The 22,379-nt window shown below is 70.9% G+C and carries 15 protein-coding genes and 2 pseudogenes; 4 read left to right on the forward strand and 13 right to left on the reverse strand.

Features of this window, described 5'->3' with window-relative positions:
- The 4 genes from ACFPIJ_RS00885 to pgl form a co-directional block, all read left to right on the forward strand.
- Positions 1 to 1,719 (forward strand): hypothetical protein (locus ACFPIJ_RS00885; RefSeq protein WP_417323590.1); only part of this gene is annotated, 1,719 nt, incomplete at its 5' end.
- Between the two features lie 5 nt (positions 1,720 to 1,724).
- Positions 1,725 to 3,242 carry a glucose-6-phosphate dehydrogenase gene (zwf, locus tag ACFPIJ_RS00890; protein WP_380112585.1) on the forward strand — a complete coding sequence of 506 codons (1,518 nt, stop codon included), beginning with the start codon at positions 1,725 to 1,727 and terminating at the stop codon, positions 3,240 to 3,242.
- A 16-nt stretch (positions 3,243 to 3,258) separates the two neighbouring features.
- The gene (locus ACFPIJ_RS00895; protein WP_380112586.1) at positions 3,259 to 4,266 is read left to right on the forward strand and encodes a glucose-6-phosphate dehydrogenase assembly protein OpcA; all 1,008 of its coding nucleotides are present in this window, start codon (positions 3,259 to 3,261) and stop codon (positions 4,264 to 4,266) included.
- On the forward strand, positions 4,263 to 4,967 hold the full coding sequence (gene pgl / locus ACFPIJ_RS00900; RefSeq protein WP_380112587.1) for a 6-phosphogluconolactonase: 705 nt from the start codon (positions 4,263 to 4,265) through the stop codon (positions 4,965 to 4,967). The genes ACFPIJ_RS00895 and pgl overlap by 4 nt, the downstream gene beginning before the upstream one ends.
- Positions 4,968 to 5,132: 165 nt before the next feature.
- Here the strand turns inward: pgl and ACFPIJ_RS00905 are convergent, their stop codons facing one another.
- From ACFPIJ_RS00905 to uvrA, 13 genes and pseudogenes are all read right to left on the reverse strand, one after another.
- Complete coding sequence (locus tag ACFPIJ_RS00905) at positions 5,133 to 5,471, reverse strand: RNA polymerase-binding protein RbpA (protein ID WP_380112588.1); 339 nt, start codon at positions 5,469 to 5,471, stop codon at positions 5,133 to 5,135.
- Between the two features lie 123 nt (positions 5,472 to 5,594).
- On the reverse strand, positions 5,595 to 5,852 hold the full coding sequence (gene secG, locus ACFPIJ_RS00910; RefSeq protein WP_380112589.1) for a preprotein translocase subunit SecG: 258 nt from the start codon (positions 5,850 to 5,852) through the stop codon (positions 5,595 to 5,597).
- A gap of 51 nt (positions 5,853 to 5,903) precedes the next feature.
- Positions 5,904 to 7,604 (reverse strand): ABC transporter substrate-binding protein, encoded by a 1,701-nt coding sequence (locus tag ACFPIJ_RS00915; protein WP_380112590.1) that lies wholly within the window; start codon positions 7,602 to 7,604, stop codon positions 5,904 to 5,906.
- A gap of 216 nt (positions 7,605 to 7,820) precedes the next feature.
- A complete protein-coding gene (tpiA, locus tag ACFPIJ_RS00920) occupies positions 7,821 to 8,603 on the reverse strand; it encodes a triose-phosphate isomerase (RefSeq protein ID WP_380112591.1) in 783 nt (260 codons plus the stop codon).
- Between the two features lie 3 nt (positions 8,604 to 8,606).
- On the reverse strand, positions 8,607 to 9,794 hold the full coding sequence (locus ACFPIJ_RS00925) for a phosphoglycerate kinase (RefSeq protein ID WP_380112592.1): 1,188 nt from the start codon (positions 9,792 to 9,794) through the stop codon (positions 8,607 to 8,609).
- Positions 9,791 to 10,795: a type I glyceraldehyde-3-phosphate dehydrogenase gene (gene gap, locus ACFPIJ_RS00930; RefSeq protein ID WP_380112594.1), complete on the reverse strand. Its 1,005-nt coding sequence runs from the start codon at positions 10,793 to 10,795 to the stop codon at positions 9,791 to 9,793. The genes ACFPIJ_RS00925 and gap overlap by 4 nt, the downstream gene beginning before the upstream one ends.
- Positions 10,796 to 11,989: 1,194 nt before the next feature.
- Positions 11,990 to 12,970, reverse strand: coding sequence for a DNA-binding protein WhiA (whiA, locus tag ACFPIJ_RS00935; protein ID WP_033359740.1), 981 nt, complete (start codon positions 12,968 to 12,970; stop codon positions 11,990 to 11,992).
- The gene (locus tag ACFPIJ_RS00940; protein ID WP_380113053.1) at positions 12,961 to 13,890 is read right to left on the reverse strand and encodes a gluconeogenesis factor YvcK family protein; all 930 of its coding nucleotides are present in this window, start codon (positions 13,888 to 13,890) and stop codon (positions 12,961 to 12,963) included. Before ACFPIJ_RS00940 ends, whiA begins: the two co-directional genes overlap by 10 nt.
- Before the next feature lie 434 nt (positions 13,891 to 14,324).
- Complete coding sequence (rapZ, locus tag ACFPIJ_RS00945; RefSeq protein ID WP_380113054.1) at positions 14,325 to 15,218, reverse strand: RNase adapter RapZ; 894 nt, start codon at positions 15,216 to 15,218, stop codon at positions 14,325 to 14,327.
- 594 nt (positions 15,219 to 15,812) lie between these two features.
- A pseudogene (gene uvrC, locus ACFPIJ_RS00950) lies at positions 15,813 to 17,754 on the reverse strand (excinuclease ABC subunit UvrC); the annotation flags it as partial.
- A gap of 122 nt (positions 17,755 to 17,876) precedes the next feature.
- A complete protein-coding gene (locus tag ACFPIJ_RS00955) occupies positions 17,877 to 18,299 on the reverse strand; it encodes a Rieske (2Fe-2S) protein (RefSeq protein ID WP_380112595.1) in 423 nt (140 codons plus the stop codon).
- Positions 18,300 to 18,436: 137 nt separating this feature from the next.
- Positions 18,437 to 18,946: a Rieske (2Fe-2S) protein gene (locus ACFPIJ_RS00960; protein ID WP_380112596.1), complete on the reverse strand. Its 510-nt coding sequence runs from the start codon at positions 18,944 to 18,946 to the stop codon at positions 18,437 to 18,439.
- Between the two features lie 436 nt (positions 18,947 to 19,382).
- Positions 19,383 to 22,343, reverse strand: a pseudogene (uvrA, locus tag ACFPIJ_RS00965) (excinuclease ABC subunit UvrA); the annotation flags it as partial.
- Between the last annotated feature and the right edge of the window lie 36 nt (positions 22,344 to 22,379).

A 22,379-nucleotide genomic window follows, 5' to 3' on the forward strand; every position in this document is an offset into this window, starting at 1 on the left:
CCCGGCGACATCGCCGGGGCCCGCGCCGCCGAGGCGATCACCCGCACCCTCGGCGTGCCGCTCACCGTCCTGTCCGGCACCGACCCCCACGGCGTCGCCGCCGCCGTCGCCGACCGGTTGCAGCACACCGTCGTCGTGCTGACCTCGACGTCGCCCACCTCGACGTCCCTGGCGACGGACAGCCACCGGCGGGCATACCTGCAGGCGTTCGAGGACCACGGGATCCACGACCTCGGCCGCCGGTTCGTCTTCGTCACCGTCCCCGGCTCGCCCCTCGCGACGACCGCCCTGGAGATGGGCGCGCAGCTGTTCCTCGCCCAGCCGGGTGCGCTGTCCGCGTTCTCGCTGGTGCCGGCCGGCCTCGCCGGCGCCGACATCCGCGACCTCGTCGAGCAGGCGTTCGCCCTGGCGGAGCCGCCGCGCCGCACCGCGGGACCGGCCGGGTTCGCGCTGCCGTCGACCGGGTTCGCCCCGGCCGTGTCGCTGCCCGCCGCGACCCCGTCCACCGGCTCCCACGCCGGCGGGCCCGGGCATCCGGCCGTCGCGCTCGGGTCCGCCCTCGCCGCCGCCGTCGACGCGGGACGGGACAAGTTCGCCCTGGCACCCGACGGCAGCGGGATCGTCGGGCTCGGCGAATGGGTGGCCGCGCTGCTCGCCGCCTCAGGCCCCGATGCCACGGGCCTCGCCACCTCGGGTCCCGGTGCCTCAGGTTTCGGGGGCTCGGGCTCTGGCGCCTCAGGTCCCGGCGCCTCAGGTCCCGGCGCCTCAGGTCCCGGCGCCTCAGGTCCCGGCGCCTCAGGTCCCGGCGCCTCAGGGCTCCCCGGCTTGGGACTCCCCGGCTCAAGACCTACCGGCTCAGGATTCACCGCGGCAGGACCCGCCGATTCTGGGGCCACCGATGCTGGGGCCGCCGACTCGGGACCCGCCGACGCAGGGGCCGGCGGCGCAGGGGCTGGCGGCGTCGGCTCGCGGGCCGTCGCGGTCGTGCTGGAGACGCCGAGCAGTTGGGGGCACGAGGGGCCGGACGTGCTCAGCGTGACCATCGGCGGGGCGCTGGTCCCCGGGATCATGCCGGGCGGCGGCATCGCCCCCGACCTCGCCGTCAACGGGCCGCTCGGCGCGCAGCTGCTCGCCTGGGAGCAGGCCCTCACCATCGCCGGCCTCATCCGCCCCGCAGGACCCGCCGGCGCCGGTCGGCCGTCTTCGCAGGAAGGGGTGCTCCGGGTCCTCGACACGGGGCTGCCACCGCAGGCGCCGCAGTTCGTCGACGGCGCCGTGGAGGTGCACGGGGCCATCGCCGCGACGACCCTGATCGGCGCCGTCGACGAGTTCGCGCGGGCCGTGCCGCCCGGAGCGATCCTGGCGGTGCACGCGCACCTCGACAGGACCGGTGACGCCGCGGCCCTTGCCCTGCGGACCGAACTCGCCGGACGGGTCAACCGCGCCGTGACGTTCGCCTGGGGCGGTGAAGCCGTCCAGCCCGCTGCGGGCATCGGTGGCGCTGGGGGTACCCCCGCCGTAATGACCATCCAGATCACCGGCGCTGTCACGGAGGACCTGCGGGTGCCCGGGCGTCCCTACACGTTCGGCGAACTCCAGGCCGCCGAGGCTGCCGACGACCGGCAGGCCCTGCTCGACCGGGGCCGGCCGCTGCTGCGACTGCACCTGACCGACCGGACTTCCGGTATCGACCAACTGTTGGCCGCCCTCGGAGGGTGAGTGTGATGACCAATCCCTTGCGGGACCCGCAGGACCGGCGACTGCCTCGGATTCCCGAGCCGTGCGCACTGGTCATCTTCGGTGTCACCGGTGACCTTGCCCGCAAGAAGCTCATCCCGGCGGTCTACGACCTGGCCAACCGGGGTCTGCTGCCGCCGAGCTTCGCGGTGCTCGGCTTCGCCCGGCGCGACTGGGGCGACGGCGACTTCGAGGACATCGCCCGCAAGGCCGCGCAGAGCGGCGCCCGCACCGCGTGGCGGGAGGAGGTGTGGTCCCGCCTGGCCGGCAACATCAAGTTCGTGCCCGGCTCGTTCGAGGACGACGCGGCCTTCGACCACCTGGCGCAGACGCTGTCCGACCTGCACGACGAGTCCGGCATCCCCGGCAACGCGGCGTTCTACCTGTCGATCCCGCCGTCGGCGTTCCCGGTCGTGCTCAAGCAGCTCGAACGCACCGGCATGTCCGACAACGCGAAGTCCGGCGGCTGGCGGCGCGTCGTGGTCGAGAAGCCGTTCGGCTACAACCTGGCCACGGCCCGGCAGCTCAACGACCTCGTCGACGACGCGTTCACCGCGCAGGACGTGTTCCGCATCGACCACTACCTGGGCAAGGAGACGGTCCAGAACATCATGGCGCTGCGCTTCGCGAACAACCTGTTCGAGCCGGTGTGGAACTCCAACTACGTCGACTCGGTGCAGATCACGATGGCCGAGGACGTCGGCATCGGCACCCGCGCCGGGTTCTACGACACCGTCGGCACCGCCCGTGACGTCGTGCAGAACCACCTGATGCAGCTCCTCGCGCTCGTCGCGATGGAGGAGCCGACGGCGTTCGACGCGACCGCGATCCGCACCGAGAAGCTCAAGGTGCTCAACGCGATCACGGTGCCCACCGACGTGTTCACCAACACGGTCCGCGGGCAGTACCTGACCGGCTGGGTGGCGGGTGAGCGGGTCCCCGGCTACCTCGAGGAGAAGGACGTCCCCGAGGAGTCGAAGACGGAGACGTACGTGGCGATGCGCCTCGGCGTCCAGAACCGGCGCTGGGCCGGGGTGCCGTTCTACGTCCGGGCCGGCAAGCGCATGCCACGCCGCGTCACCGAGCTCGCGATCTCCTTCAAGAAGGCGCCGCACCTGCCGTTCCACCAGACCGACGTGGAGATGCTCGGGCACAACCAGCTGGTCATCCGGGTCCAGCCCGACGAGGGCGTGATGCTGAAGTTCGGCTCGAAGGTGCCCGGCACGACGATGGAGGTCCGCGACATCGCGATGGACTTCCAGTACGGCGAGGCGTTCACCGACGCCAGCCCGGAGGCGTACGAGCGGCTCATCCTCGACGTCCTCGTCGGCGACAAGACGCTGTTCCCCGACTCGGCCGAGGTCGAGGCGAGCTGGAACGTCATCGACCCCCTGGAGGAGGCGTGGACGGGTTCGACGCCCGAGCCGTACCGCGCGGGTGAGTGGGGTCCGCGAGCAGCTGACGAGATGCTGGCCCGCGAGGGCCGCGCCTGGCGCCGGGCCTAGTGGGGGGATTGTCGTCATGATCGGACTTTGGGACACCACCGGTATCGAGGTCGTGAAGGCCCTGGCGAACGAGCGGCGCAGCGCCGGCGGGCTCACCAGCGGCCTCGCCCTCACGCTCGTCGCCGTCGTCGACGAACGCCAGGTCCGGGAGGCCGAGGCGGCGGCCACCATCGCCGCGTCCGCGCACCCGTGCCGGCTGCTCATCATCGTGCGGGCCGACGTCACCCAGCAGCGGTCCCGCCTCGACGCGGAGATCGTCGTCGGGGGCCGCCTCGGCCCGTGCGAGGCGGTCGTCATGCGCATGCAGGGCCGCCTCGCGCTGCACGCCGAGTCGGTCGTCATGCCGCTGCTCGCCCCGGACGTGCCGGTGGTGACCTGGTGGCAGTGCACCCCGCCGGAGCGGATCGCCTACGACCCGCTCGGCGTCGTCGCGGACCGCCGCATCACCGACAGCGCCCAGGCCACGGACCCCGTCGGCAACCTGCGCATCCGCGCCGACGACTACGTGCCCGGCGACACCGACCTGTCCTGGTCCCGCATCACCCCGTGGCGCACGCTTCTCGCCGGCGCCTTCGACGCCACCAACATCGGCGTCAAGGCGGTCGAGATCATCGCCCCCGACACGGACCCGACCGCGCCGCTGCTCGGCGGCTGGCTCGAGGCCCGGCTCGGCGTCCACCCGACCCGCCGCAGCGGCCAGGGCAAGATCATGGAGGCGGTGAACCTGGAGCTCGCCGACGGCAGCACCATGAACCTCATCCGCGACCTCAACGCCGGCATCGCCACCCTGAAGCGCACCGGCCAGTCCGACCGGATCCTGCCGTTGAGCCGCCGCCCGCTCGGCGAGGAACTGGCCGAGGAGCTGCGCCGCCTCGACCCGGACCAGCCCTACGCGGCGGCACTCGCGGCCGCGACCGGCCGGAGCAGCCTCGACGAGCGGCTTGCGCCGCGGGTGCACATCTGGAAGGACCCGGCACTCGCCGAGCGTCCTGAGGCCACTCCCCTGGAGCCCGTCGCTTCATGACCGTTCTCGTGCACACGTACGCCGGTCCTCAGCTGCTCGCCGAGGCCGTCGCCGCCCGCCTGATCATCCGGCTCTCGGACGCGCAGGCGGAGCGGGGCGTCGCATCCCTGGTCCTCACCGGTGGCCGCATCGCCGCCAAGATCTACGCCGCGGTCCGCGACAACCCGGCCCGCGACGCCGTCGACTGGTCCCGGGTCGAGTTCTGGTGGGGCGACGAACGCTTCCTGCCCTCCGGCGACCCCGACCGCAACGAGACCCAGGCCCGCGAGGCCTTCCTGTCCGCCCTGCCGGTCGACCCGGCCCGGGTGCATCCGATGCCCGCGGCCGACGGTGTCGACGCTGCCGCGGCGGCGCTTGCGTACGCGGATTCGCTCGCCGCTGCCGCCTTTGATGTCGTCCTGCTGGGCGTCGGGGAGGACGGCCACGTGGCGTCGATCTTCCCGGGTTACCCGGCGCTCACCGACCCCCGGCCGGTCGCGGACGTCCACGACAGCCCGAAGCCTCCGCCGGTCCGCCTCACCCTCACGCTGCCGACCCTCAACGCGGCGGCCGAGGTGTGGCTGCTGGCGTCGGGCACCGGCAAGGCGGACGCGGTGCGTGAGGCGCTGAACGGCGCGCCGTCGCTGCCCGCGGCGAAGGTGCACGGCCGGGAGCGGACGCTGTGGCTGGTCGACGCCGACGCCATGACGCCACGCTCGTAGCGCCCCGCCACTTCTCCGCCAGCTCTCCTCCAGCTCGCCTTCCGTGATCCGGAAGAGTTCGGGTATCTCTGACGACCCGAACTCTTCCGGATCACGGAACCCGAGCAGCACCCATCGGCCGGCCCGACGGGTCGGCGATCAACCGGACGCTGGTTCGGCGCTGGGTCAGTGGCGGCGCTGGCGGAGGCGGGCGAGTGCCTCGGCCAGGATTGCCTCGCCGTCCTCTTCGGAGCGGCGTTCCTTCACGTAGGCCAGATGGGTCTTGTACGGCTCGGTCCGCGGGCGCTCCGGCGGAGCCTGTTCGTCCTGACCCGCCGGCAGGCCGCACCGGGGGCAGTCCCAGGTGGCGGGGGGCGTGATCTCGGCGGCGAAGGCGGGCTCGGTCACGTGCCCGTTGGCGCACCAGTAGGTGATGCTGCGGCGGGGGGCCTGTTCACCGCGTTCGGCCCAGCGCATCGGGCCGGAACCGACTCGGGTCCCGCGGATGGCGTTACCAGCTGCCACGGCTGCTCGCTCCTGTTCGTCGGGGGGGTGCGACGTCGTGCGGAGGCAGGAGTGTGGGCGAAAAACACCTGCGCGCGGGCCGTTGAACGGACCGCGCGCATGAGTGTAGAACGCGGAGCGTGCTCAGACACCAGTGTTTTGGACAACTTTCAGCCAGAGGCCAAGACCAACGATGCAGGCGAACCAGATGATGCCGACCAGGAGCGTGTAGCGGTCGAGGTTCTTCTCGGCGACCGACGAGCCGGCGAGGCTGGACGAGACGCCGCCGCCGAACATGCTCGACAGGCCACCGCCCTTGCCGCGGTGCAGCAGCACGAGCATGGTGAGCAGCACGCTCGTGATGAGGAGCAGCACGATCAGGGTGTAGGCGAACGCCGTCATGGCGCGGTCGTCCTCTCGGTGGGCGGAAAGCTACCGCCGAAGCTTACTGGATTAGGCGAGGCCCAGGGCACACAGGTCGGGCTGGCCGAACTGCGGGTGGATGAAGCCGCCGCGGACCTTGTCGCCGGACATCCGCAGGGCCTTCATGTAGATGATCGGGATGGCGACGGCCTTGCGCGCGATCTTCTCGTCGAGCTCGCCCCAGAGCAGGTACTGCCGCTCCGGCACCGCCTCCTCCAGGGCCGCGGTGATGTCGTTGTTGATCTCGGGGTCGTTGAGCAGCGCGTAGTTCTGGTTGTTGGTGGCGTTGGCCTTGGTCGGGATCAGGCGACCGTCGAACAGCGGCGGGATGACGGCGGAGCCGTTGGCCCAGTCCGGGATCCAGCCGGCCCACAGCAGGTCGTTGGCGTTGGCGGGGTTGCCGATGACGTCGAAGTACGTCTCCGGGTCGATGCCGTTGACCTTGATCTGGATGCCGATCTGCTGATACGTCTCGACCATGGTCGTGGCGAGGCGGCGGATGTCCTTCTGCTCCGGGATGGCCAGGGTGAGCGTCGTGGCGCACGGCTTGCCCTTGTTGCGCTGGTCGTCCATCAGCTTCATCGCCACGTCGGGTTTGCCTTCGACGTTGGCGGTGCTGTCGTACAGGTCGAAGTCCTTGTGGGCCTTCAGCTGGGGGGCGATCATCGTGTTGGCGTAGTCGCCGAAGACCGAGCCGCCGAGCGCCGCGCGGAACTTGCGCTTGTTGAAGGCGAAGACGAGGGCCCGCCGGCAGTCCAGCTCGGGCATCCGCTTGGTGTTGAGCGACAGGTACCGGATGCCGCCGTAGCTGCCCTGGACGGCGCGGGCGGACAGCGCCGCGTCGTTGACGACCTGCTGGACGAAGTTCGGGGCGACGTTCTTGTCCAGGTCGATCGTCTCCGCCCAGTCGCCCTCGCTCTGGATCAGGTTCGAGGTGACGGTCGGCAGGTCCCCGTTGGCCTGGATCACGATCTTGTCGGGGTACGCCTTGCGCACGCTGTCGGTCTTACGGTCCCAGTACTGGTTGCGGACGTAGACGAGCTGCTGGTCGGAGTTCTCCTGCAGCTTGTACGGCCCGTTGGAGAACGGCTTCTTGTCGTATTCGCCCTTGGTGTCCTGCTTGGCGAGGACCGGCGCGAACACGGACATGGCGGCGGTGTAGCCGAAGTCGCCGACCGGCTGGGACAGCGTGAACTTGATGTTGCGGTTGTCGACGCACTGCACGGACTGCAGGCCCTTGCCGTTGTTGTTGCCGCCGACGAACGGGCCCGCGTAGTTCTCGGTGCCGGCGAGGTACGTCTTCGCATACGGCTGGGCGACGCTGAACAGGCTGGAGAAGCTGCGCTCCACGCCGTACTTCACGTCGGCGCAGGTGATCGGGGAGCCGTCCTCCCAGCGGATGTCGTCCTTGAGCTGGAAGTCCCAGACCCGGTTGCCCTCACTGGGGCGGCCGGCGTCGGTGGCCAGGTCGCCGACGATCTCGCTGGCGGCGTCGCCGGGCTCGGAGCGGAACGTGGTGAGGGTCCGGGTGGTGAGGCGGCTGACGTTGGCCTCGGTCGCGGTCGCGATGCGCTGCGGGTCCAGGTGGGCCGGCTTGGCGCTGACGACGACGCGGAGGGTCCCGCCGGTCTTCGGCGGCTGCGGCCGGTTCTCGGCGCCGGCGTCGCTGCACCCCGCCGTGGCGAGCAGGGACAGACCGACCAACGACGCAACGAAACGCTTGCCGAGCATGCTCGTCCCCACTCGTCATGGTCGACCCGTTCGTGGCGGGTGGCCTTGGCTTGAACCCCGCGCGAGCTGGTGCGCGGGAGCGTCCGGCAACCCGGTGTCGGGGCTGCGGACCAGGCCACTTTAGGCGGCGTTCATGCCGTGCGGAACGTGGGGTGGGATACAAAACAGCGTCGCGCGGCCCGAAACCGGACCGCGCGACGCTGCGTTGAGAAGCAGTTACTTGCCGAGACGGCAGATGCGGACAAAACCCTCTGCATCGATGCTGGCGCCACCGACGAGCGCACCGTCGATGTCGGGCTGCTCGATGATCGAGGCCACGTTGTCGTGCTTGACCGACCCGCCGTAGAGGATGCGGATCCGGTCGGCGGTGCCGCCGGTGTACTTCTCCGCGAGGCGGGTCCGGATCGCGCCGATGACCTCCTGCGCGTCCTGCGGGGTCGCGACCTTGCCGGTCCCGATGGCCCAGACCGGCTCGTACGCCACGACGATCTTCTCGACCTCGTCGGTCTTGATCTTCTCGAGCGCGGCGTCGAGTTGCGCGAGGGTGTAGCCCACGTGCTCGCCGGCCTCGCGGACCGACAGGCCCTCGCCGACGCACAGGATCGGGGCGATGCCGTTCGCGAGCGCTGCCTTCACCTTGGCGTTGACGAGCGTGTCGTCCTCGTTGTGGTACTGGCGGCGCTCCGAGTGCCCGACGACGACATACTGGCAGCCGAGCTTCGCCAGCATCGCGCCGGAGATCTCGCCCGTGTACGCGCCCGACTTGTGCTGCGACAGGTCCTGCGCGCCGTAGCCGATGAGCAGCTTGTCGCCGTCGGTCAGCGTCTGCACGCTGCGGATGTCGACGAACGGCGGCAGCACGACCACCTCGACGTCGGTCAGCTGCTGCTCGTTCAGGCTGAACGCCAGCTTCTGCACCAGGGCGATGGCCTCGAGGTGGTTGAGGTTCATCTTCCAGTTGCCGGCCATGAGCGGCCGACGGCCAGTCACTTCTGCCATCGCTCAGCCCTCCAGTGCGGTGATGCCGGGCAGGGCCTTGCCCTCGAGGAACTCCAGGGACGCACCGCCACCGGTCGAGATGTGGCTGAACCCGTCCTCCGGGATGCCGAGCGCACGCACGGCCGCGGCCGAGTCGCCGCCACCGACCACGCTGAAACCGTCGATCTTCGTGATCGCCTCAGCGACGCCACGGGTGCCGGCGGCGAACGGCGCGAGCTCGAACACGCCCATCGGACCGTTCCAGAACACGGTCTTCGCGGACTCGACGGCCTGCGCGAACAGCACCACCGACTCCGGTCCGATGTCCAGGCCGAGCTCCTCGGCCGGGATCGCGTCCGCGGCGACGACCTGGGTCTTCGCGTCGGCCGCGAACTTGTCCGCGGTCACCACGTCGACGGGCAGCACGATCTTGTCGCCGCCCCGGGCGAGCAGGTCCGCGCAGGTGGCGACCATCTCGTCCTGCAGCAGGCTCTTGCCGACCTCGTGGCCCTGGGCCTTGAGGAAGGTGAAGCACATGCCGCCGCCGATCAGCAGCTTGTCGACCTTCGGCAGCAGCGCCTCGATCACGGCGAGCTTGTCCGAGACCTTGGAGCCACCGAGGATCACGACATACGGCCGCTCAGGGTCGCCGGTGAGCTTCGAGAGCACGTCGAGCTCGCGTTGCACGAGACCGCCGGTGTACCGCGGGAGCAGCGCCGCCACGTCGAACACGCTGGCGTGCTTGCGGTGCACGGCACCGAACGCGTCGTCCACGTAGACGTCGGCGAACTGGGCCAGCTGCCCGGCGAACCCGCCGCGCTCGGCCTCGTCCTTGCTGGTCTCACCCTTGTTGAAGCGCAGGTTCTCCAGCAGCGCCACGTCGCCGTCACCGAGCCCGGCGACGGCCGCCTGCGCGCTGTCGCCGACGGTGTCGGTGGCGAACGCAACCGGCTTGCCCAGCAGCTCGCCGAGCCGGTTCGCGACCGGCTGCAGCGTGTACTTCGGGTCGGGCTCGCCCTTCGGGCGGCCCAGGTGCGACACGACGGTGACCCGCGCGCCGGCCTCACGCAACGCGTTGAGCGTCGGCAGGACCGCCCGGATGCGCCCGTCGTCGGTGATCTTGTCTCCGTCGAGCGGAACGTTCAGGTCGGCGCGCAGGAGCACGCGCCGACCCGCGACGCCCTCGCTCAGGAGGTCGTCGAGCGTCTTCACAGGCCGGTGCCGACCAGCGTGACGAGGTCGACGAGACGGTTGCTGTAGCCCCACTCGTTGTCATACCAGCCGACGACCTTGACCTGGTTGCCGATGACCTTGGTCAGGCCCGCGTCGAAGATGCACGACGCCGGGTCGGTGACGATGTCGCTGGAGACGATCGGGTCCTCGGTGTAGACGAGGATGCCCTTCAGCGGGCCGTCAGCGGCGGCCTTCATCGCGGCGTTGACCTCGTCGACCGTGGTCTCGCGACCCACGGTGACGGTCAGGTCGGTGGCCGAGCCGGTCGGGATCGGCACCCGCAGCGCGTAGCCGTCCAGCTTGCCCTTGAGCTCGGGCAGGACCAGCGAGACCGCCTTGGCGGCACCGGTCGAGGTCGGCACGATGTTGAGGGCGGCGGCGCGGGCGCGACGCAGGTCCTTGTGCGGGGCGTCCTGCAGGTTCTGGTCCTGCGTGTACGCGTGGATCGTGGTCATGAGGCCACGCTCGATGCCGAACGTGTCGTTGATGACCTTGGCCATCGGCGCGAGGCAGTTCGTGGTGCACGACGCGTTGGAGATGATGGTGTGGTTCGCCGCGTCGTACTTGTCCTCGTTGACGCCCAGGACGACCGTGACGTCCTCGCCCTTGGCCGGCGCCGAGATGATGACCTTCTTCGCGCCGGCGGCGACGTGGACCTTGGCCTTGTCCGCGTCGGTGAAGATGCCGGTCGACTCGATGACGACGTCGGCGCCCAGGTCGCCCCACGGCAGCTTCGACGGGTCACGCTCGGCGAGCGCCTTGAAGGTCTTGCCGTTGACGGTGATCTCGTCGGAGGTCGCCTTCACCTCGTAGGGCAGGCGGCCCAGGATGCTGTCGTACTTGAGCAGGTGCGCCAGCGTCGCGTTGTCGGTGAGGTCATTGACGCCCACAACCTCGATGTCAGCGCCCTTGGCCAGCGCCGCACGGAAGAAGTTGCGGCCGATGCGGCCGAAGCCGTTGATGCCAACCCGGATGGTCACTTCGACACATCTCCTCGCCTCGTCGCGGCCGGCCGTTGCCGATGCCGGTCGCCCGTGAGTGATCATGGCTCGCCCGGTCGGGGGCCTGATCGCTGAGGCCCATGAGCGGGGAGCGGCCGCGTGGAGCGGCATACGGACGGCTTCGTCGCCGAACAGGAAAACCCTATCGCCTTGGGGCCGCCGGATTGCCGCCGGGGTGTCTGAGCACACAGCCCGGGGCCGTTCCGCCCGACCGGCACCGTAGGCAGTCACCCACCCGGGTGAAGACTCGATCTTCGCACTGTTGCCGCTGCGCCTATTGGGACGGAACGCGTCGCGGGCCATGTCCGCTTTGCAGCCGAAAATACGATTACCGGCGCGGGAACCGGGCGCGCGGTTCACTGGCCGGCGCGCCGCCCGCGACGCCGGCCGGTGATCGAAGGCGCGCGCCGGCCGCCCGGGGACGATCACCACACGACGTTGATCCCGGCGGCCATGGTCAACCTGCCGGCGATCGGGGGCACCAAGGCCAGGTAGCGCGCTTGAGATCTTGCCTCGCGTGATCAAGGTCGGGCACGGGCTGCGCGGACAACCGGCCGACGACCTCGATCACCCAACCATGGCCAACCCGGCGACGACCGAGGACCACAGGGCCAGGTAGCGCGTTTCGGATCTTGCCCCGCGTGATCAAGGTCGTCACGCGGACGCCCTGACGACTGTCCGTTCCGGAGACAGCGCTGGGCTGACAGCCGGCCGGCGACGTCGATCACCGGGGAGATCCACTCCCGGCGCAGCACCAGCGGGCAACGAGCCTGATCCGGACATCGTCAATGCCGGATCGGGCGCCGGGCAGCGTCGCCGGATTCCCCACAAGCCGAAGGATCCCCGGGCACCTGGACCCCTGCGATCCTTCGGCTTGTCGCGCCACCAACCGCCTGACAAAGACCATGCACAGATCGAAAGTCGTCACGTGGTCGACCCGGCGACCCGCGACTTCGATCACGGGCGTGGGGCTCATGGTCGTGGACCGCACCACGCGGCTGTGGCTGGGCGGGCCGCGGATGCGGGCCGCCCAGCGGCTGCGTGCTTGTCACGACCGCAGGTCGTGTCTGCGCAACTGTCCGCGGACGTGGCAGGGAAGGCCGGCCACGGCCTGACCGGTGGCTGACGGGAGCGACGGTCGCGCCCACGACGGACCGGAGCCTCCTGGATCGGTTAGCTGACCAGCATCTCCGGGGTGACGGCGGATTCGGTGTCCGGGATTCCGAGGTCGCGGGCGCGCTTGTCGGCGAGGGCGAGCAGACGCCTTATGCGTCCGGCAATCGCGTCCTTCGTGAGCGGCGGGTCCGCGAGGGCACCCAGCTCCTCCAGCGAGGCCTGACGGTGCTCCAGGCGCAGGGTGCCGGCGCTGAACAGGTGCTCGGGGGCGTTGTCGGCGAGGATCTCCATCGCGCGGGCGACTCTGGCGGCGGCGGCGACGGCGGCGCGGGCGGAGCGGCGCAGGTTGGCGTCGTCGAAGTTGGCGAGCCGGTTGGCGGTGGCCCTGACCTCGCGGCGGACCCGGCGCTCCTCCCAGGTCAGGACGCTCTGGTGCGCGCCGATCCGGGTGAGCAGCGCGGCGATCGCGTCGCCGTCCTTCACCACGACCCGGTCGACGCCGCGGACCTCGCGGGCCTTCGCGGTGATGCCGATGCGCCGGGCGGCGCCGACGAGGGCGAGCGCGGCCTCGGGGCCGGGGCAGGTGATCTCCAGCGCGCAGCTGCGGCCGGGCTCGGTCAGCGAGCCGTGCGCCAGGAACGCGCCGCGCCATGCCGCGACGGCGCAGCACATGTTCGCCGAGACGACGTGTGGCGGCAGGCCGCGGACGGGCCGGCCACGGACGTCGAGCAGGCCGGTCTGCCGGGCGAGGGCCTCGCCGTCCTTGACCACCCGGACGATGAAGTGGCTGGCCTTGCGCAGACCGCCAGAGGCAAGAACGTGAATTTCGCTCTGGTACCCGTAGACCTCGGAAACCTCCCGCCGCAGCCGACGGGCGGCCGCGTTGGTGTCGAGCTCGGCCTCGACGACCACCCGGCCGGAGACGATGTGCAACCCGCCCGCGAAGCGGAGCAGCGCGGCCATCTCGGCGCGCCGGCAGCAGGGTTTGGCTACGTCCACCCTGCTCAGCTCGTCCTTGACCGCAGCGGTCATCGCCATTCTGTCGTCACCTCGCGGGGCTCAATCGAACTGTCGGTCGTGCTGCTCAGCAGTGGTTCCAAGGCTGTAGCCAGCGCGTGCGGGTCGTGCAGCGGTGCTCCGTCCGCGACGGCCACCGGCGCGAGCACCAGACGGGCACCCAGCGATTCTGCCGCACGATGGACCGGTTCGGGGTCGCCTACGGCTTTCCCGTCGGCAAGAACTACATCGACATGTAACCCAGGTAGGTAACGACACAGGGCGGCAAGGTGTTCCGGCAGGGTCAATCCAGCCGTTTCACTGTCGGGTGCGAGATTCAGCGTGACCAGGCGCTTCGCCCCACTCACGGAGATCGCTGCGGCGAGCTCCGGCACCAGCAGGTGCGGAATCACGCTGGTGAACCACGACCCGGGCCCGAACAGCAACCAGTCCGCGTCGGTGGTCGCCCGCACCGCCTCGGCGCAGGCCTCGGGCGCCGCCGGCACCAACCGGACCCGGTCGATCGTCTTGAGGGTGACGGCGACGGCGTGCTGACCGCGTACGGTGACGACCTCACCACCTTCGGACAAATCGGCCTCGATGTGCAGCGGCTGCCGGGACATGGGCAGGACCCGCCCGTCGCAGCGGAGCATCTCGGCCGCCTGGTCCAGCGCGACGACCGGGTCACCGGCGAGCTCCATCAGCGCGCACAGGACGAGGTTGCCGACGGGGTGCCCGGCGAGGTCGTCGCTGCCGGCGAACCGATGCTGGAACACCTCGGCGATCGCCTCCTCGTCGGCGAGCGCGGCGAGCGCCTGCCGCAGGTCGCCCGGCGGCAGGATGTCGCGGGTCGCGCGCAGCCGCCCGCTGGACCCCCCGTCGTCGGCGACGGTGACGACGGCGGTGATGTCCAGGGGCATGTCCTGGTGGATGAGGCGGAGCGCCCGGAGCGAGGCGGACAGGCCGTGGCCCCCGCCGAAGGCGACGACCCGTACCGGCCGCCGGGCCGCGCCGGGGGTTGCGGTGGCAGCGGCATGGCGGCCGACCGGCGCGGCGCGGCCGGCGGGTGTGGCACGGCCGGCGGGTGCGGCGCGGCCGGCTGCCGTCTCGCGGCCGGCTGGCGCTGCGTGGCCAGGCGGCACTGCATGGCCCGACGGCGTTGCATAGCCCGACGGCGTTGCGTCGTGGGCAGCCGCTACGGAGGGTGCCGCTGGCGCGGGTTCGGCGGGCGCGGCGCGGTCGGCGAGCACGGAGTGGCCGGTTGCCGTCGCGTGGCCCGACGGCGTTGCGTCGTGGACGGCCGCTACGAAGGGTGCCGGGGGCGTGGGGTCGGCGGCTGGGGTGGCCGGCGTGTCGTGGTCGGCGGCTGCGCCGTTCTCGCGGCGCCGCGCAACACTCATTCGCGCCCCAGGTCGCGGTGCTGCGGCGCGGCGGCGAGGCGCATCTCGCGGAGGCGGCGGGCGAGCTCCTCGGCGATCGCGACGCTGCGGTGTTTGCCGCCGGTGCAGCCGACCGCGATGGTGAGGTAGCGCTTGCCCTCGCGTTCGAAGCCGGGGGCGGTGGCGTTGATCAGCCGGGCGTACGTCTCCACGAAGGTGACCGCGCCGCGCTGGCCGAGCACGTAGCGGCTGACGTCGGTCTCGCGGCCGGTGTGTTCGCGCAGCTCCGGCACCCAGTACGGATTGGGCAGGAACCTCGCGTCGAGGACGAAGTCGGCGTCGGGGGGCAGGCCGTACTTGAACCCGAACGAGAGCACCGTGACCCGGATCTGGGTGGTGTCCTCCTCGCCGAACATCTCCTCGATGCGGCCACGGAGCTGGTTGACGTTGAGGTGGCTCGTGTCGATGAGCACGTCGGCCTGCTCGCGGGCCTCCTGCAGCAGCTTGCGCTCGGCCGCGATGCCGTCGGAGAGCCGGCCGCCGCCCTGCAGCGGGTGGGAGCGGCGCACGCTCTCGAACCGCCGGATCAGCACCTCGTCGTCGGCGTCGACGAACACCATCCGCGGGTTGAACCCACGCTCCCTCAACGACTTCACCGCACCCGGCAGGTCGGTCGAGAAGGCATGACTGCGCACGTCGAGCACCATCGCGGTCCGCCGCGCCGCACCCCGCGCGGCGAACGCCAGCTCCGCCATGTCGAGTAGCAACGCCTGTGGAAGGTTGTCCACGACGTAATACCCGACGTTCTCCAGCGCCCGGGCAACCGTGCTGCGGCCGCCGCCGGAGACCCCCGTCACGATGACCAGGTCGGTCGCCGTGCGGTCGGGCGCTGCCGTCGCTTCTTCGCTCACCACGTCGACGAGTTTATGTCGTGCCGTCCGCCTGCCTGGCGGCTCGGTCGGTTTGTACCTTTTCCGAGTCGCCGTCGGAGCCGTTCGATGCCACGGCGGGAACCTCCGGTGCCGCCGGACCGGGGATCGTGGCGGCTGCGGCGACGGTGTCTTCGCGCCCGGCCGGTCCAGACGACGCAGCAGCTCGTGGCGTGGCCTCCGCCGGATCGCCCTGGCCGGGCTCCGCGTCAGCCGGGTGGGATTCGGCGGTCTCGGCCGCGCCCGGCATGAGTTCGATCACGACGACCGGGGTGCCGACATCGGCGACCGTGGCCGGCGCCTTGAGCGTGACGTCCGAACGCGCGCGGCCGCCGCCCCCCGCCGACGCCCCGCGTCCCGGAGCCACTGACGCCGGACTCCCCGACCCCACACCACCCGACACAGCACCGGCCGACACAGCACCGGCCGACGCAGCACCGGCCGACGCCGAACCCTCAGACGCCGAACCCTCAGACGCCAGCCCCTCGGACGCCAGCCCCTCGGACGACGGGAGTCCGTCCGCTGGACGCACCTGAGCCGACAGCGCCGCCGATGGAGGCACCGCAGGTGGTGGGCCGTTGAGGGCGGTGAGGATCGCCTCGGCAGTGCGGCGGCCGATGCCGGGGACCTCGGCGATCTCCTCGATGCTGGCCGACTTCAGCCGCTTCAGGGAGCCGAAGTGCCGCAGCAGGGCCTTGCGGCGGATCTCGCCGAGACCGGGCACGTTGTCCAACGTGGAGGCGGTCATGCGCTTGGAGCGCTTCTGCCGGTGATAGGTGATGGCGAAGCGGTGGGCCTCGTCGCGGGCCCGCTGCAGCAGATAGAGGCCCTCGGAGGCGCGGGGCAGGATCACGGGGAACTCGTCGTCGGGGAGCCAGACCTCCTCGAGGCGCTTGGCCAGGCCGCAGATGGTGATGTCGTCGATGCCGAGGTCGAGCAGGACCTGGGCGGCGGCGTTGACCTGGGGCTGGCCGCCGTCGACGACGACCAGCTGCGGCGGGTAGGCGAACTTGCGGGGGCGGCCGGTGGTCGGGTCGATGCCTGGGCGGGACGGGTCGACGTCCCCCACCGACCCGCCGTCCGCAGCGTCAGCGGCGGCGAGCTCGTCGATCTCGACCTTGGCGTCGAGGTAGCGGGCGAAGCGGCGGCGCAGCACCTCGGACAGCGCGGACACGTCGTCGGTGGCGCCGTTGACGGCGAAGCGGCGGTATTCGCTCTTGCGGGACAGGCCGTCCTCGAAGACGACCATGCTGGCGACGACGTCGGTGCCCTGGATCTGGGACACGTCATAGCACTCGATGCGCAGCGGGGCGGTCTGCATGCCGAGCGCCTCGGCGATCTCCTCCAGGGCCTTGCTGCGCGTGCTCAGGTCTCCGGCACGGCGCAGTTTGTGCTGCTGGAGGGCCTGCTCGGCGTTGCGGGCGACGGTCTCGGCGAGGGTCTTCTTGTCGCCGCGCTGCGGCACGCGGATCGCCACCCGGCTGCCGCGCAGCTTGCTCAGCCAGTCGGCGAGGGCGTCGACGTCGGCGGGGAGCTCCGGGACGAGCAGCTCCTTGGGCAGGTCGGCGGGGTCGGCACCGGCCTCGGCGCCGTAGATCTGGCTGCAGAAATGGTGGACGAGGTCGCCGGCGCTGAGGTCCTCGGTCTTCTCCACGACCCAGCCGCGCTGGCCGCGGACCCGGCCACCGCGCACGTGGAACACCTGGACGGCCGCCTCGAGGGGATCGTCGGCGAACGCGACCACGTCGGCGTCGGTGCCGTCGCCGAGGACGACCGCCTGCTTCTCCACCGCCCGGCGCAGCGCGCCGAGGTCGTCGCGGATGCGGGCGGCGCGCTCGAAGTCGAGCTCGTCGGACGCGGCGAACATGTCGCGCTCGAGCCGCTTGACCATGGTGTCGGTCTTGCCGGCCATGAAGTCGCAGAAGTCGTCGACGATCTGGCGGTGCTCGTCCTCGCTGACCCGGTCGACGCACGGCGCGGAGCACTTGCCGATGTAGCCCAGCAGGCAGGGGCGACCGATCTGGCCGGCGCGCTTGAAGACACCGGACGAGCAGGTCCGCGCGGGGAACACGCGCAGCAACAGGTCGAGGGTCTCGCGGATCGCCCAGGCATGCGCATAGGGGCCGAAGTAACGCACGCCCTTGCGCTTGGCGCCGCGCATCACCTGCAGGCGCGGATACGCCTCGTCGAGGGTGACCGCCAGGTAGGGGTAGCTCTTGTCGTCGCGGTAGCGGACGTTGAACCTGGGGTCGTATTCCTTGATCCAGTTGTATTCGAGCTGGAGCGCCTCGACCTCGGTGCCGACCGTGACCCAGTCGACCTTCGCGGCGGTGGTGACCATCTGCTGCGTGCGGGCGTGCAGGGTCCACACGTCGGCGAAATAGGAATTGAGCCGCTGCCGGAGGCTCTTGGCCTTGCCCACGTAGATGACGCGGCCCGACGGATCGCGGAACCGGTAGACCCCCGGCGTGTCCGGAATGGTCCCGGACGCGGGTCGATACGTGGACGGATCTGGCACGCTTCGAGACTATCCAAGGGGTACGACAGAAACAGGGTCGGCCGACCCCTCCCGGCCGACCCCGCTCCCGTCAAACCAAGCAAAGGCCGCGGCTCTGCGAGCCGCAGCCGCAGCCGCAGCGCTCACGCCAGCGAGATGTTGTCCCCTTCGACCTTCAGGGCCTTCTCGGCCAGGCCCTTGGTCGCAGGGCCGTTCTTCACCGACCCGTCGGCCGCGGAGAACACGCTGCCGTGGCACCTGCAGTTGATCGCGCCCGCCGCGACGTCGGAGACGACGCACGACTGGTGTGTGCAGATCGAGCTGAACGCCTTGAACTTCCCGGCCTCCGGCTGGGTGACGACAACACCGCCGCCGTCCTTGAAGATCTTGCCGCCGCCGACGGGGATGTCGGCCTTGGTTGCCAGGACGCCCGCGGCGGCACCCCCGGTGCTGCTGTCCCCCGTCGAACCGCTGTCGTCACTGTCGTCTCCACAGGCGGCGAGCACCGTCACAGCCGTGATACCGGCTGCTCCGGCGAGCACCGCGCGGCGAGTCGTGTCACTCATAGGCTCCTCCAAGGTCGTTGGCCTGCTGGCTACGCCAGGAAATACGTAGATCATGGAGGGTACGGTTCAATGCTCAACAAACCCTGAGAATCCGTTACCCGCGCGTGACCTTGAGTGCCGCCAAGATCACCACAGCGTCACGCCTCGACGACGTACCCGGCTTGCACCTTCACCGGCACACCACTCAGCCCACGCGTCGCCGGGCCCCGCGCGAGACTGCCGTCAGCGATCTTGAACTGGGAGTTGTGCCCCGGGCACATGATCGTCGTCGCTCCCGCAGACGGAGGATCGACGAGGACGCCCTGGTGCGGGCAGCTGGCCTGGTACGCCTTGAACGTCCCCTGCTTCGCCTGCACGACGAGGATCGTGTCCTTGGCGATCACGCCCCCGCCCACCGGCACGTCCTTCACCGCGACGAGCGCGCCCGCCGGCGGCGCCGCGTCGCTGGGACCGGCCGCGGGCGCGGTGTTGTCGAAGGGGTTGCCCCCGGTGGTCGGCGCCGCCGACGGTGGCGGCTGACTGCCGGCGGCCGCCGGGGTCTGCTCGTCGTCGCCGCAGCCCGCCAGCACCGTCACGCCGAGCGCACCGGCGCCCAGCAGCAGCGCCCGCCGGGCGGAGCAGGGGTTGAACACGTCCTTGACCGGCACGTCTTCCTCCTGGGGGTGAGGCCTCGCCAGCGGCCACCGTAGCAGCGCACGATCTTCACCGCGCCTCGGTCCGCCGCACCCACGCCACACCCATGCACCCCACCGTCGGCCGTCCCGGCGAGCGGCCGCACGGCCGGCAGTCACCCGGCCGGTAGACGTACACCACCGACCGCCGCCACATCGTGCGACCTGTGCGGACGGCGGTCGGCGTCGCGACGGGTCAGCCCTTGGCCGCCGCCTTCTTCGCGGGAGCCCGCTTCGCGGGTGCGGCCGCCGGGACGGCCTTGGCCGCGGCGCCCCTGGTCGTGGTGGTTTTCGCCGCCGTGGCCTTGGCGGTCTTCGCGACCGCCGACTTGGCCGGGCGGCGGGACGTGACCGCCGGCGCCGGGTCCTCACCGGTCGGGAGGTCGTCGGGCTCCACCGTGGTCGCCGTCGAACGGGTCCGCGGCGCCGACCGGCGCGTCGCCGCCGAGCGGGCCGTCCCCGCGCCCGGGCCGTTCGCCTTGGCCGCGCGGTCGCGTGCCACGGTGTCCACGGCGTCGCTGCCGTCGCCCTTGAGACCCAGGACGGGCCGCAGGAACTGGCCGGTGTAGCTCTCGGCGATCTCCGCGACCTCCTCCGGCGTGCCGACGGCGACGACCGTGCCGCCCTTGTGCCCGCCCTCCGGGCCCATATCGATGAGCCAGTCAGCGGACTTGATGACGTCGAGGTTGTGCTCGATGACGATGACGGTGTTGCCCTTGTCGACGAGGCTCTGCAGCACCAGCAGCAGCTTGCGGATGTCCTCGAAGTGCAGGCCGGTGGTCGGCTCGTCCAGCACGTAGACGGTGCGGCCGGTGGAGCGTTTCTGCAGCTCGGAGGCGAGCTTGACGCGCTGGGCCTCGCCACCGGACAGGGTCGGCGCGGGCTGGCCGAGGCGCACGTAGCCGAGGCCGACGTCGTTGAGGGTCTTCAGGTGGCGGTGGATCGCCGGGATCGCCTCGAAGAAGCCGGCGGCCTCCTCGATCGGCATGTCGAGGATCTCCGCGATCGTGCGCCCCTTGTAGTGCACCTCGAGGGTTTCGCGGTTGTACCGGGCACCCTTGCAGACCTCGCACGGCACGTAGACGTCCGGCAGGAAGTTCATCTCGATCTTGATCGTGCCGTCGCCGGCGCACGCCTCGCAGCGCCCACCCTTGACGTTGAACGAGAAGCGGCCCGGCCCGTAGCCGCGCACCTTGGCCTCGGTGGTCTCGGCGAACAGCTTCCGGACGTTGTCGAACACGCCGGTGTAGGTCGCCGGGTTGGACCGGGGGGTGCGGCCGATCGGTGACTGGTCGACGCCGACGACCTTGTCGACCTGGTCGAGCCCCGAGATGCGGGTGTGCCGGCCGGGCACCATGCGGGCGCCGTTGACGACGTTGGCCAGGACCGCGTGCAGGATGTCGTTGACCAGGGTCGACTTGCCGGAGCCGGACACGCCGGTCACGGCGACGAACTGGCCGAGCGGGAACGGCACCGTCAGGTTCTGCAGGTTGTGCTCGCGGGCGCCGACGACGACCAGCTCGCGGCCCGGGGTGCGGGGGCGGCGGATCTCCGGCGTCGCGATGCTGCGCCGGCCGGCAAGGTACGCGCCGGTCACCGACTCCTCGGCCTGCAGCAGCTCCGCATAGGGCCCGCTGTGCACGACCCGGCCGCCGTGCTCGCCGGCGCCGGGGCCGATGTCGACGATCCAGTCGGCGGTGCGGATCGTGTCCTCGTCGTGCTCGACCACGATCAGCGTGTTGCCGAGGCGCTTGAGGCGGGTCAGGGTCTCGATGAGCCGGTGGTTGTCGCGCTGGTGCAGGCCGATGCTGGGCTCGTCCAGCACGTACAGCACGCCGACCAGACCGGAGCCGATCTGCGTGGCGAGCCGGATGCGCTGCGCCTCGCCGCCGGACAGGGTGCCCGACGCGCGGTCCAGGGACAGGTAGTCGAGGCCGACGTCGACCAGGAACCGCAGCCGGGCGTTGATCTCCTTCAGGACCCGCTCGGCGATCAGCTTCTGCCGGTCGGTGAGGGTCATCGCCCCGAGCAGGTCGGCACAGTCACCGACGGACAGGTTGCAGATGTCGGCGATGCTGTGCCCGGCGATGGTGACCGCGAGGATCTCCGGCTTGAGCCGGGACCCGCCGCAGGTGCCGCAGGGCACGTCGCGCATGTATCCCTCGTACTTGTCGCGGGACCAGTCGCTCTCGGTGTCGGAGTGCCGGCGCTCGATCCACTGCACCACACCTTCGAAGCCGGTGTAGTAGGAGCGCTCCCGCCCGTACTTGTTGCGGTAGCGGACGTGGACCTGGTCGTCCGAGCCGTACATGATCGATTTCTGCGCCCGGGAGGACAGCGCCCGCCACGGCGTGTCGAGGTTGAAGCCCGCCTCGGCGCCGAGGGCCTCCAGGAGGCGGAGGAAGTATTCGAGGGTGTGGCCGGTGGCCCAGGGCGCGATCGCGCCGCCGCGGAGCGTCTGCTCCGGGTCGGGGACGATGAGCTCCGGGTCGACCTCCTTCTTGGTGCCGATGCCGGTGCAGTCGGGGCAGGCACCGTAGGGCGCGTTGAACGAGAACGACCGGGGCTCCAGGTCCTCGATCGACAGCGGGTGCTCGTTGGGGCAGGCGAGGTGCTCGGAGAAGAGCCGCTCGCGGTGCTCGTCGTCCTCGGGCAGGTCGACGAACTCGAGGATGACGATGCCGGCGGCGAGCTTCAGCGCGGTCTCGACGGAGTCGGTGAGCCGCTGCTTCGAGGACGCCTTCACCGAGAGCCGGTCGACGACCACCTCGATGGTGTGCTTCTCCTGCTTCTTGAGCTTCGGCGGCTCGGTGAGGGGGTGCACCACGCCGTCGATGCGGGCCCGGGCGTAGCCCTTGGACTGCAGCTCCTGGAACAGGTCGAGGTATTCGCCCTTGCGGCCGCGCACGACCGGGGCGAGCACCTGGAAGCGGGTGCCCTCCTCCATCGCGAGCACCCGGTCGACGATCTGCTGCGGTGTCTGCCGGGTGATCAGCTCACCGCAGACGGGGCAGTGCGGCTCGCCGATGCGCGCATACAGCAGCCGCAGGTAGTCGTAGACCTCGGTGATCGTGCCGACCGTCGAGCGCGGGTTGCGCGAGGTCGACTTCTGGTCGATGGAGACCGCCGGCGACAGACCCTCGATGAAGTCGACGTCGGGCTTGTCCATCTGACCGAGGAACTGCCGCGCGTAGGACGACAGCGACTCGACATACCGCCGCTGGCCCTCCGCGAAGATCGTGTCGAACGCGAGGCTCGACTTGCCCGAGCCGGACAGGCCGGTGAACACGATCATCGCGTCGCGCGGCAGGTCGAGACTGACGTCGCGGAGGTTGTGCTCCCGAGCGCCACGGATGATCAGACGATCCGACATGCTTCCCCTTGGCAGTGAATATGTCCGCCAGCAGCG

The organism is Dactylosporangium cerinum, assembly GCF_042653625.1.
Lineage (GTDB): Bacteria > Actinomycetota > Actinomycetes > Mycobacteriales > Micromonosporaceae > Dactylosporangium > Dactylosporangium cerinum.